Source organism: Eisenbergiella massiliensis (assembly GCF_003435485.1).
Genome location: NZ_QVLV01000016.1, coordinates 79,963 through 92,473, shown reverse-complemented (window position 1 = coordinate 92,473; position 12,511 = coordinate 79,963). Strand labels below are relative to the sequence as shown.

Annotated in this window: 9 protein-coding genes; all 9 read right to left on the bottom strand. The window is 50.2% G+C overall.

Annotated elements, in window-relative coordinates; all coding sequences use genetic code 11:
• Window positions 1–777 (bottom strand): DUF5672 family protein, encoded by a 777-nt coding sequence (locus DXC51_RS19995; RefSeq protein ID WP_021636946.1) that lies wholly within the window; start codon window positions 775–777, stop codon window positions 1–3.
• Window positions 778–785: 8 nt separating this feature from the next.
• Complete coding sequence (locus DXC51_RS19990; protein WP_025488500.1) at window positions 786–1,817, bottom strand: O-fucosyltransferase family protein; 1,032 nt, start codon at window positions 1,815–1,817, stop codon at window positions 786–788.
• 189 nt (window positions 1,818–2,006) lie between these two features.
• The gene (locus tag DXC51_RS19985) at window positions 2,007–3,866 is read right to left on the bottom strand and encodes an ABC transporter ATP-binding protein (RefSeq protein ID WP_243003239.1); all 1,860 of its coding nucleotides are present in this window, start codon (window positions 3,864–3,866) and stop codon (window positions 2,007–2,009) included.
• Window positions 3,764–4,633: an alpha-1,2-fucosyltransferase gene (locus tag DXC51_RS19980; protein WP_025488498.1), complete on the bottom strand. Its 870-nt coding sequence runs from the start codon at window positions 4,631–4,633 to the stop codon at window positions 3,764–3,766. The genes DXC51_RS19985 and DXC51_RS19980 overlap by 103 nt, the downstream gene beginning before the upstream one ends.
• Before the next feature lie 65 nt (window positions 4,634–4,698).
• Entirely contained in the window at window positions 4,699–5,769 is a 1,071-nt protein-coding gene (locus tag DXC51_RS19975; protein WP_162162443.1) for a glycosyltransferase, read from the bottom strand.
• Window positions 5,770–5,783: 14 nt separating this feature from the next.
• Window positions 5,784–7,667, bottom strand: a complete 1,884-nt coding sequence (gene asnB / locus DXC51_RS19970; protein ID WP_025488496.1) for an asparagine synthase (glutamine-hydrolyzing) — start codon at window positions 7,665–7,667, stop codon at window positions 5,784–5,786.
• Between the two features lie 111 nt (window positions 7,668–7,778).
• Window positions 7,779–8,861 (bottom strand): hypothetical protein, encoded by a 1,083-nt coding sequence (locus tag DXC51_RS19965; RefSeq protein WP_025488495.1) that lies wholly within the window; start codon window positions 8,859–8,861, stop codon window positions 7,779–7,781.
• A gap of 128 nt (window positions 8,862–8,989) precedes the next feature.
• Entirely contained in the window at window positions 8,990–10,123 is a 1,134-nt protein-coding gene (locus DXC51_RS19960) for a glycosyltransferase (RefSeq protein ID WP_025488494.1), read from the bottom strand.
• 12 nt (window positions 10,124–10,135) lie between these two features.
• Complete coding sequence (gene asnB, locus DXC51_RS19955; protein ID WP_025488493.1) at window positions 10,136–12,040, bottom strand: asparagine synthase (glutamine-hydrolyzing); 1,905 nt, start codon at window positions 12,038–12,040, stop codon at window positions 10,136–10,138.
• Window positions 12,041–12,511 lie beyond the last annotated feature (471 nt).

Below are 12,511 nucleotides of genomic sequence, written 5' to 3'. Positions count from 1 at the left end.
TTAATTTCCTCCCTTCAGCCTGCCATGCAGCCTTCTTAAGGAGTTCAGAACCGTATGCTTTTTCCTGAAATCAGGATAACCCGCATTGGTTCCATACCATTTATGAAAAACAAAGGGAGTGATCCCTTCAATTTCGGGAATCATATTTTCGTGCCCGAAGTATTTCGCCACCTCCAGCGGCGCAATCCGCATTCCCTCCGCCTCAAGAAGATGGCGGATTTTACAGCAGATAAAGCCGTCCTCATTAAAATATCCTTTTTCCCCTACCCAGGGAATGCCAGCCTTTTTCGGATAGTCCATCAGCCTCTTGCTGCGTATTCCCACGCTGTTGCCCACGCGGCAGATATTGCCGTAAATATCCCGGTAGGTAGTGTCATCGCCCGGCTTTGGCAGCGGCCAGGGCGAACCGATATAATCATAGTCCAGGAATTCGTCCCGCCACATTTCCGGATGCACCACAAAGCCATCGTAGTGCACCAGCAGGGCAAAATCCGTATGAATATAGTCTCCCATATCATAGACGGTTTTGTAATTGAACGCATCGATATTTCCCAGCCGGTCAATATGGCTGTACCGGATTCCTTTGGGCAGGAAACGCGGCTTTTTATCCGTAATGATCACCGCATCGGCAAACTCAATGCCGCGGCAGCTGTATTCCATTGCTTTCAGGGTTTCCCTGACGTTAACGCTGGTCATGGCGCAGAGGGTAACCTGCGGGAGGACCAGCTTGCCCTGGGCATTGCGGTAGCTCCTGGGTTCTTTATTTTCTGTACTCATCGCCGATTCTACCTGCCTTTCAATGCCTTCAGCCTGCGCATAACTCCCCTGGAAATTTTCCGGACTCTTGCGTTGGTATAAATGCATTTACTTTGTATTGTATAAAAAAAGGTTCTCACCTTTCCCGGACGCATATTCAGCTTTTTGTATCTGGGCGATTTATCTTTATAGGCTTCCAGTTCTACCCTGCACTCTTCATCAGAAAAGACTCTTCCCCTGCGATCCATATAATGCCAGCCGGAATAAATATTCTGCTCACTTGCCCAATAGCCATCCGATACATTATGTCTCGCCCAATATTTGGGCGCAATAATATATTGCACCGTATCACTGGTAAATGCAGGAAAATATGCAAAAGATGAGTTTGCCAGCAGAAGATACTTCGCATTTTTTAGAATGGAATAATCCTTTGCAAGATCAAAATTATATGCAGGTACTCCGGGGAGGAATTTATTAGCCTCCTTCACATCATTCGTTATGATCATAAACTCCATATCCGGATTTATCCTGCGCATATTCTTCATACCGTCAAGCCAGTATCTTTTACGCAGATACAGTTCCGGCGAATCCATATAATCAGAACAACGCAGATGAAGAATACACAGGTTATCCCTGCTGAATTCATAGCAGTCATATTCCGGCTTTACTTTAAGCCACTGCTTAATTTGGTCACGATAGGCAATATAATATTCCTCTGCCTGCATATTTCCAAACAAGAGCATATTATCCTTTACATGGAACATCTCTTCATCCGCAGCCGTGACATAGCAGCCATGCGTCATATCATGGCGGGAGCTGCCGGTAAAGATCCGATCATCCCTCTCTGAATAAACTCCTGTAAAATCTTCTTTTCCGGCCTTAACACCGAAATCCAAATCCATAAAATAAAGCCCGCAGGAACTGTGGATATTATTGGCCAGTGTTTCACTTCCCAAAATCGAAAAATCCCTTCCCTGCTTCATTGCGATACATCTGGTCGTTACATAGCAGAACAACTGATTACCCAGTCCCTGCCCTTTAAGCAATTCCGTACCAATCATGTAAATGCTTCCTTTATCTTCGCAGCCATTCATTCCTCTGAACAGTTACTCATTTTCTTTTGTAACTGTTCAGCACCTTCACAGTTACTTTCCTTCATTCCTTATACGTTAACCAGACGGTCATTCCTTTGCCCTTCCTGTCGGCGGCTGTCAGGAACGCTGCCCCTCTGTCAACGGCAAAATATCAGATTATGGCAGTTTCGCCTCCACAATCTTCCCTTTATCCACATTGTAGATAATATCACAATTCTCTATTGTCCGCAATCTGTGGGCAATGATGATAAGCGTCTTACGCCCATGGAAGCTGTTAATCGCGTCCATAATCGCAGACTCGGTATCATTGTCCAGCGCCGATGTGGCCTCGTCAAAAACAAGTATTTCCGGATTATGGTACAGCGCCCTTGCGATACCGATTCTCTGGCGCTGGCCGCCGGAGAGGCGTACGCCGCGGTCGCCGACGCTTGTTTCCAGCTGCTGGGGCATCTGCTCTACGAATTCCTTCATCTGGGCTTCTTCCAATACCTTCCACACCCTGGCATCGTCAATCTGATCCTTATCCACACCAAAAGCGATATTTTCCCTCAGAGAATCATCTGTCAGGAAGATCGTCTGGGGAATATAACCGATATGGCTCAGCCAGGAGGGGTAATTGTCAAAAATATTCACTCCGCCGCATGTAATCGTTCCTTCCTGCACCTGAAGCAGACCCATAAGAATATCAATCGCCGTTGTTTTTCCGGCGCCGGAGGGTCCCATAACGCCTACAGATTTACCGATGGGAACCCGCATGCAGGCATCCTCCAGAATCTTTTTCGTAGTGTTCGGGTAAATGTAGGTAATATTGTCCAGGCAGATGGCATCCTTTACCGGAACCGGCGCCGCATTGGCATCGTCCCTGTTCTGGTATTCTCCATACTTAGTATAATCGCTGAAATCCACATTTTCATACACATAATCCAGAGACGGCTGGAAAAAAGCGATGTTGGTCACATGGCCGTTGATCCGGTTTACGCTGGGAAGCAGTCTGGTTGCCGCAAAGGCGAATGCGGTCATCTGGGGAATCATTTCCGTCAGATTGCCTCCCCTTAAGATATACACGGCCAGATACCCCAGAACGCCGCCCATGCACAGCGTCTCAATCAACAATCTGGGCACATTATTCAAAACCGTATACTTACTGGTTACTTCCCCTGCAATCTGGGAATACTTTCTGAAATTCCTGGCAAAAAAGGATTCCTTATGAAGGATTTTTACATCCTTGATTCCATAAATGGACTGCAGGCGCCATTTTCCCATCCGACTCTGTACGCTCTGGGATTTTAATCCCATGGTGTTGAGCTTCGGCTTCATCACCCGCATAATTAACAGAGTCATGACAACCAGGATGCCGCCCATGACCACCGTCATTTTGAAGTCCACAAGCAGAAGCGTAACGCACAGGAAAACGGCTACTACCGCTTCACTGGCCAGCTGGATATATTCCATCAATATGGTAAATACCTTGGGCACGTCGCTGTCCACCGTGCGGAATACAGTAGGAATATCCGCATTCAGGTAAAATTCATAGGGTCTGTTCAGGTACTCCTCCAGCATATAGCTTACCGTGCGGAACTGGTTTCCGTTTACAAACCTGGCCTGGGCATAGGTAAGAAGCAGCAGGAAAAGGTTTTTTACCACAATGACCACAATAACCAGTAACAGCAGCAGCAAAATCAGCTGGGTATAATTCTCCCTGCTTAATTCAAATCCAAAGAACCTGCACACCTGCTGAACCGTCTCGTTTTTCAGCATACGGTCCTGATCTATAATCGCGGTAATCAGCGGAAGGATTGCGGTTACGCCTACTGTTTCCAGCACGCCGCCAATCAATATTAGGATGCCTATCATCCCGACCTTTTTCTTCTGTGCCTTGCTTAAAATACGACTCAGCTTTTTAATATTTTCCATCATATGCGTATCATTCTCTCCGTATAAATATCCCGGCATTCCCTGCCGTTCAGCCATCTGGCCGGCGCCGTCACTTTTTTCTCCGGGTTGTCGTTCAGCCATGCGCCCCACCAGCTGAAGCTGCTGTTAGCGATGATGTTATGTTTACATTTGCTCATCAGGTACAGATCCAGATATCCCGTATCCTCCGTGCTACCTTCCACCAGTATCCGGTTTTCGCCTTTAAAGTGCTCCCTCGTCCAGTCCGGATCGTTGCTGAACAGGAAAAATTTTGCCCCCGGCACTTCCTTTTCCATCCGGGCAAAGGCCTCCTGATAATACTGTTCGGTACAGATTCCCGTATAGATCCCCCCGTGGCTTTCCTCCAGATAATCGCCTCTGCGGATGTGGACGCTTACTGATGGGCAGTCTGCGATTTCTTTTTCCAGCCTCCGGTAAGCCTCCGGAAGCGGATAAGCCCCGGATTCGATCCCACGGAAGCGGTAGGCTTCCCTCACCTGCTCCCTGCAGTCCTGAAAATACTTTTCACTCTGAAAGCATCCCTCCAGCAGCGCCGGATCACGTTCCATTACCTGCGGGTCAAAATTAATATCCTTTTCCCTGTATGCCTTTGTCTTACGCCCGGTGAGCTTTCGCCGGATACGTGAGACGGGATCCAGGGAAGAATCCGTCATTTCCGTCAGCTCCTGCTTTGTGGCCCGCTCATAGGAAACCCCAAATACATCCAGCTGCTTCGGCCTCGTTCCCGGTCCCTCATAGCAGGTGATATCATCTATTTTCACGACCTTCCCCTTCGCCTTCAGACTCAGGTAAAGGGCATATTCAAACATCTGATTGCCCAGCCCTCCTGATAATTGCACAATTACCATACTGTACTTGCTCCCATCTGCACCATCTTATCACAGGCCTTAAAAAGCCTGCACATTTTCTGTCTTCAATGCCGGCGAAGCCGCTGCTTCACCGGAATCAGAAACCGTTCATTCACCCTAATTACCGCCAGATACAGCTTCGGGCTTTTCAGGAAAATTTCCATCTTTTTCTTTTCCTTTGGGTTAGCCGCCCTGCATGCATATACCCTGTCCATTTCCCCGCGATCCGTTAGCAGCCTCTCCCGTATGACTCTCCTGTACTTTTCTTTCATATCCTTTTGGGATTTTCCCAGGGCAATATAGTACAGGAGCAGCCTTTTATAGAAAAAATACCTGTGTACATCCGCCAGATCCTCTCTTCCGATGGAACGCAAAAACGCTTCCTTTTCTTCATAGGCAGGGATCTGATCCGTAAAAATACGGCTTCCCAGCCCTTCGCCCATGATACTGCCCTCCCGCTCCAGCACATAATTATAAAGCGCCAGATCCAGATAAACCGTTTTTTGGGAACGTGCCAGCAGCATGGTGGTGTACACAATATCCTCATAATACTTTCCCGTGGGGAAACGCAGCTCCCCCATCAGCTCCCTGCGGTACAGCTTGTTCCAGGCAGCGTTCTGGATGCAGATATCATCCTCCTCCATAAGAAAGGATTCCAGGGCCTCCTGGCCGTCAAAAACCACAGCCGCACCGGTGGAAGCATCCATCTCCCGGTTCCGGTAAATCTTCCGGTATCTGCATACCGCCAGGGGCGCATCGAATTGTCTGGCAGCGGAAAGCAGCTTCTCATACATATCCGTCTCAATCCAGTCGTCCCCGTCTACAAAAGCGATATATTCTCCGTCCGCAGCAGCGGTTCCGGCATTCCTGGCGTCTGAGAGGCCGCCGTTTTTCTTATGGATGACCTGAATTCTGCCATCCTCTTCCGCCAGCCTGTCACAGATGGCCGGGCAGCCGTCCGTAGCGCCGTCATCCACCAGAATGATCTGCAGATTCCGATAGGTCTGGTTTCTGAGGGAACGGACACATTTTTCCAGATAGGCTTCTATATTATAGACTGCTACTATCACAGAAATTTTATCCGTCTGTTCCTCCTCTGGTATCGGCAAAGGCGTGAATTTTTCCAGTTTCCGCAAGGCTTCCACCTCCTTCAGACAGCCAGCTTGCGTTCCGCCATCCATGCCTGGAACATCAATATATACCAGATCTGGATGCGCCACACACCATTTTCCACGAAATCCTTCCAGATGGTCCATACCACCTCCGGATTCAGCATCCCCTGGCTCTCCAGCGTCCTGCGGTCAATCAGCGTTTCCGCCCAGGCCCGCAGGGACGGCTCCTTCAGCCATTTGGCAATGGGAATGGAAAATCCTTTTTTCGGCCTGTCCATCAGCTCCTTCGGCACATACTTATAAAGCACATCCCGCAGAACCAGCTTTCCCGTCTCTCCCTGACGTTCGTACTCCACAGGAAGGCTCCAGGCGAACTCCACCACATCCTTGTCCAGCATCGGCACCCTCGTTTCCAGCGAAACAGCCATGGCCGTTCGATCCACCTTCACAAGAATATCATCCGGATGGTACATGAGCATATCCATCAGCATGATCGTGTGATTGACCTCCTTCAGGTATCCCTCAGGCATCGTAGTATATTTATAGGGCAGGTTCCCCCGCTGCTTTGCAATTTCCATGGTGAGCGGATCTGTCAGGCGGGACTGGAGATAAATATCCGCCGGATCCTTTGCGCCCAAAAGCTTTCCTTTGATACGGAAGATTTCTTTTCTGGCAAGCGGGCTGTGAAGTACCAGGCCGCTGCAGGGCTTCCTCAGAAAATAGGGGACATTCTTCATTTTGTTCCAGATACGGCTCACCGAGGCATAGGACGTATAGCCGCAGAACAGCTCATCCCCGCCGTCGCCGCTTAAGGAAACGGTTACATGCTCCCTTGTCATTTTACTCACCAGATAGGTCGGGATCTGGGAGGAATCCGCAAAAGGCTCACCGAACATAAATGCAAGCCTGGGGATGACAGCCTTGGCATCCTCCTCCGTAATATAAAGCTCCGTATGTTCGGTTCCCAGTATTTTCGCTATTTCCCTGGCCGCCTCCGCCTCATTGTACTCTGCTTCTCCCATGCCTATGGTAAAGCTTTTCACCCTTCCGCTGTTCAATGACTGCATCAGCGCCACAATGGTACTGCTGTCAATGCCTGCCGATAAAAAGGCGCCTACCGGCACATCCGCCACCATCTGTTCCCGTATGGAATTCTTCAGAAGGCGCTCCAGCTCCTGCGCCGCTTCTTCCCGGCTGCCGGTAAACAGGTTTTCCTGCCCCTTCCTTGCCGCTTCCCTCACGGACCAATAAGCCTCAAGCTCCGGCTCTGCAAAGGGCTGACGCAGCGTAAGTATGCAGCCCGGCTCCAGCTTCCGGATATTCTCATAAATAGAATAAGGCGCCGGTATATAACCATGTACAAAGTAAATATCCAGGACATCCTTATTGATTCCATTATTGAATCCGTCCAGCGCGGCAATGGAACCGATATCCGAGGCAAACACAAAGCTGCCGTTGACAAATCCATAGTACAGGGGTTTTTCCCCGATGCGATCCCTGAGAAGATAAAGGACGCGTTCTTTCCTGTCATACAAAGCGATAGCAAACATCCCCTTGCACATGGAAATGGCTTCCTTCACCCCATAATGCTCCATAGCCTCCAGAAGCACCTCCGTATCCGAACCTCCCCGGAAATGATCCACCTTTTTTTCATCCAGAAGCCGTTTCGCAATCTGTTTATAATTATAAATTTCACCGTTAAATGCAATTTCAAACCTGCCGCTGTGGGACTGCATGGGCTGTGCGCCGTTCTCGGAAAGATCCACAATGGAAAGCCTCTGGTGGCCGAAAACAACCCTGCCGTCTTCACTGGCCCAGATCCCGGAGGCATCCGGCCCTCTGTGGCGCATACGGTCATTCATTTTCCTTATGTTTTTCTCCCAGTCTGTTTTCCAGTTGCAAAATCCTGCAATACCGCACATAGGCTCACCTGCTTTCTTACGGTCTGCGCTTTTTATGCGCTGACCTGGCGGAATAATTCTTCAAATAGTATCTGTTCGGGACGGCGCATCGTCCTGAACCGTTGCAAAAAATTACTCTTCTTCCTCAATTACCTTAAACTCTTTCCGGGCTATTTTATCAAGTATGGTCTGCTTTGCGCTCTCTGTCTGTTCTTCCCACAGTTCCGCCGCCTTATCCCAGCTTTCATAGCCTTCCCGTCCCCGTTTATCTTCAAAATCATAGTGGGTACTCAGATATTCCCCCAAAAAAGCGCTGCATTTTTCCATGCCGAAGGCATTGGTATGGCCGCCGTAATCATCAAAATCCGTTTCAAAATCAATTCCCAGCTCCTCATAATAATCATTCAGATTCAGGAACCCGTAGCCTGTAGGCGCAATGATATCCGCAATATAATTATACTGGCGCTGTTTTTCTTCCGTCATGGTATTGGGGGAAACGATGAAAAGCGCATTCAGCCCCTTTTCCTGCAGACAGGAAAGCAGCTCCCGCAGCACCTCCTCCTGATCCTCCGGTATGGCCTGCCGCTCCGTTACCCAGGAAAAATCCGCAATCTCACTGGGACCTACATCATCCCTGATGACAGCGCCCTTCAGCGAATCCGGCCACTCATACCGGAAGGTAACGATCTGGCTGGGCAGCACCATGGTTTTCCAGTTGGAATGATACTTGAAAATATCAAAATAATAGGTGTAACGCGGTTCCGGGCCATCCGGATCCACCAGCGCATTAATCGTCTTAATCCTGTTCCAGGAGTATTTCATATTATCGGTCACTCCCCTGGTATAGGCCATATTCTGGGTCAGCCGCTCATCCGGCCCCAGGTACATGCGCAGTTCAAAAATGTAAAGCCCCGGATCCTGCGTTTTCTCCGCCTCCTCCACCAGATGCACCGCCGCCTTGGGCCGCTGCATGTTTGAGGACAGCGGATAACAGGTAATCCCGGTATCCTTCCAGATTTTCGGTCCCGCATAATACGGGTACACCGGGCTGGATCCGATCATAACCACATCAATCGTATCTTCCTTCTCCGCATAAAATCCCACAAAAATATCCTTAATATCACCATTCGTACGGATAATATAAGTCAGCGGTATCAGAATCAGGAAAAACCCTGCTATGAAACAAATTGTCTTAATCCATTCTTTTTTCTTCATACTACCTGTTGCTTTCTGTCAGCTGCCGCTTCCGCCCTTTTCATCGGCGGCAGACAGCTTATCTTTCTCTGTAACGGAAACTTTTTCCGGCCCTGCCTTAACAACGGTGCAGTTTTATCCAATTTCCTTCATTTTGCCGGCGGCAGGAAGGAAAGAAGATAATCCATCCAGGTCCTGTCCACATGCTCCGGCCGATACTCCTCCAGCAGCTTCGACGCATTCCGGCCCATTTTCTCCGCTTTCTCCCTGTCGGAAAGAAGAATCCGCAGCCGTTCCTCCAGCGCCTTCCCATCACCAGGCGGAATCAGATACCCGTTCACGCCATCCTCAATCAGCTCCGCAGGCCCGCCGCAGGGACAGTCCGTGGAAATTACCGGCAGTCCCATACACATGGCCTCAATCAGCGTATTCGGCATCCCCTCACTGTAAGAGGACAACACGAAAGCGCTGCTTCTGTAAATTTTATCCGCCACATCCGACACCGTTCCCGGCAGGCTGATTCGTTCCGAAAGCCCCAGCTGCTCTGAAAGCTTTATCAAAGGCTCCCTGCACTCGCCGTTCCCATATATAACAAGCCTTACTTCCGGGAAATCCGCCGCCAGCGCAGCAAACGCCCGCAGTATCATTTCATGGTTTTTATTGGCATCCATACGGCCTACCGCATGGATACAACGCTCCCGTTCCCCCTCAAACCGCTCCCTGACAAAGGACGGATTCAACGGATTTTTCAATATCACCGCTTTCTTCCGGATCCTTTCCGGGAAAAACTGCATGGCCTCCTTTGTCTGAAGAACCACTCCCGCCGCCCTGGCAAAATAAGTTTTCGCAAAGAAACGCAGCACACCGGAATAATATTCCTCCTTCGGCTCTCCCCGGACGGAAATCACCACCGGAATACGAAGGAAGCTGCTGGTCAGCAGCGCCATCAGATTATTTTTCCCAATAAAGGACAAAATTACATCCGGCCGCTCCGCTTTCCAGATACCCCGCAGCTTGAAAAACCGCCGGAAAAAGTTCACCACCCGGCTCCTGCTCTTCTTCTCCTCCGTAATCTCGCTGAATACACGCCGGATACCGGGCGACAGAGAGTATTCCCCCTGCCCCTCATACTGGGTCACCACAGTGACCTCCACGCCGTTATCCTTCAGATACTCCGCCAGGTTCACCAGGACACGTTCCGAACCGCCCTTACGGAGCGCGCTGATAAAAAGAGCAATATGCGGTTGTTTCCTGTCCTTTTTCTCACGCTGTCCTTTTCCCAACTTCACCACTCCTTAAGCCTGTCTGATATAACAGGCATACCACTGCTGAAAGGTATAAAAAGCCCATACTATCCTGGAATAATTGGAACCGCTTCCCGGCCCTCCGTCTCCCTGCTCCAGATACCTGGCAACAAACCTGCTCACATAATCCTCATCAAAAATTCCCTGCCGTCCCAGAAATCCCTTTTCGGAATACGTCTCCAGACTCTCCCGCAGCGGTCCCCGCAGCCATTTATCCAACGGCACCGAAAACCCCTTCTTTTTCCGATCCAGCATTTCACGCGGTATATAATCATAAGCGATACTCTTCAGAATCCGCTTTTTTTCCTTCCCGTCATATTTAAAAGAATGAGGCAGCCGGAAGGAATACTCCATCACATCCTTATCCAGAATCGGACACCTTGCTTCCAGCGAATATTTCATGGAAGCCCTGTCCACCTTGCACAGGATATCCCCCGGCAGATACGTATCCATATCAAGAAGCATTCTGCGGATCTGCCAGTCCTTTACCTGATAGCCGCTTTCCTGCGGATACCTGCAGTCCAGCCCGCTTCCCGGGACAAAGGCCATGGCTGTCTTCAGATAAGCCGGCGGACACACCTGCGTTTTCAGCTCCGGATCCCGGTTCTCAGACACAGCGCGCACCTTCACCGGAAGCCTTTCCTCCAGCTTCGCCCCCTTAAGCCCCGGCAGCCCCAGAACTCCATGGACAAACGCTCCCGCCCCATCCAGCCGCTGCGCCTGCGCCAGCCTGTCATACATCTGATAACCGCAGAAAAACTCATCCCCGCCGTCACCGGACAACGCCACCGTCACCCGCTCCCTGGCAAGCGCCGACACCAACATGGTAGGAATCTGGGAACTGTCTGCAAAAGGCTCATCATAATACTTCGGAATGCTTTCCACAAGCTCAAACATCCCCTTCTCATCAATATAAGCCTCCGTATGATCCGTCCCCAGATACTCCGCCACCTGCCTGGCATACGCCGCCTCATCGTACCGCTCCTCCTCAAACCCGATGGAAAAGGTTTTCACCGGTTCCGCCGAATTCTCCTGAGCAATTGCCGTCATCAAAGAAGAATCATAACCCCCGCTCAAAAAACTGCCCAAAGGCACATCCGCAATCATCCTGGAAGCCACAGCGCTCTTCAAAAGCCCCTTCAGCTCTCCCTTCGCCTCATCAAAATCCTCAACCGGCCGCTCCTGCATCCTATGATACACCCGTCCGATATCCCAATATTTCCACTTCTTCACTTCGCCCTGATGAAACCGCAGCACACCTCCCGGCTCCAGCTTATAAACATCCTTAAAAATACTATCCGGCGCATTGATATACTGCTGATACAAAAACCTGGCAAGCACATCCCTGCGAATCTCCTTCCGGAATCCCGGACAAGCCATCAAAGGCTTCAGCTCCGACCCAAAGACCAGATTACCGCCCTCAATCCAATAATACAAAGGCTTCTTCCCGATCCTGTCCCTCACCAGAAAAACCTCTTCCGACCTCCTGTCATACAAAGCGATGGCAAACATCCCGTTCATCCTGTCAATACAGGAAATACCCCATTTCAGGTAAGCTGCGATAATCACCTCCGTATCACAGTTAGACTTAAAGGGGTAGTCCGAAAGTTCCTTCTTCAATTCACCGAAATTATAAATCTCACCATTAAAAACCACACTCACACACTGCCCTGCCACACCAAAAGCAGCCTCCGAATGCATAGGCTGATGCCCCAGCTCCGAAAGATCCATGATAGAAAGCCTGCGCTGCGCAAATCCAACCCGGTACCCATCTCCCCCGACATAAATCTCCGCCCCGGAATCATTAGGCCCCCGGTGATACATCGTATCATTCATCCCCCGCAAAGCCTCCAAAGAAATATCCCCCCGGCTAACAAACCCGCAAATCCCGCACATCCTCCATCACTCCCTTCCAAACCAAACTCCTCATCCCATATCAACCATTAAAACTCATAAACACCACTTCTACACCAACTAACCCCTTATCTTTTGCCCTTATCCCTTTTGTCCTTATCCTTTTGCCCTTCATCATAGCCCCAGGCTCCCCGTCCGTCCCCGGAGGCCCCGCTTCTGTTTATCTCCTGTCTGCCGTCTGTCTGGCCGGGGCGGGGATTTTTGCAGGTGAGTCCCGAGAAAATGGAGATATTTCTTACAGACTCCGCTTTCCCTGCGGCTGCCCGCCTAAAATGGCGATGTCTGACGAACGCAGTGAGGAGTTCCGCCATTTTGGCAGCCGCAGGGAAAACGGAGCCTGTTAGAAATATCCCATTTTTGAGGCCGAACCAGCAAAAACCCCCGCCCCGGCCAGACAGACGGCAGACAGGAGACAAACAGAAGCCGGGGCCTCCGGGGACGGACGGGGAGCCG

Coding starts and splice junctions, on each gene's coding strand:
- DXC51_RS19980 (WP_025488498.1), bottom strand. CDS start 4,633: ATGGTAATTGTGCAATTATCAGGAGGGCTGGGCAATCAGATGTTTGAA.
- DXC51_RS19985 (WP_243003239.1), bottom strand. CDS start 3,866: ATGGCTGAACGACAACCCGGAGAAAAAAGTGACGGCGCCGGCCAGATG.
- asnB (WP_025488493.1), bottom strand. CDS start 12,040: ATGTGCGGGATTTGCGGGTTTGTTAGCCGGGGGGATATTTCTTTGGAG.
- DXC51_RS19965 (WP_025488495.1), bottom strand. CDS start 8,861: ATGAAGAAAAAAGAATGGATTAAGACAATTTGTTTCATAGCAGGGTTT.
- asnB (WP_025488496.1), bottom strand. CDS start 7,667: ATGTGCGGTATTGCAGGATTTTGCAACTGGAAAACAGACTGGGAGAAA.
- DXC51_RS19995 (WP_021636946.1), bottom strand. CDS start 777: ATGAGTACAGAAAATAAAGAACCCAGGAGCTACCGCAATGCCCAGGGC.
- DXC51_RS19990 (WP_025488500.1), bottom strand. CDS start 1,817: ATGATTGGTACGGAATTGCTTAAAGGGCAGGGACTGGGTAATCAGTTG.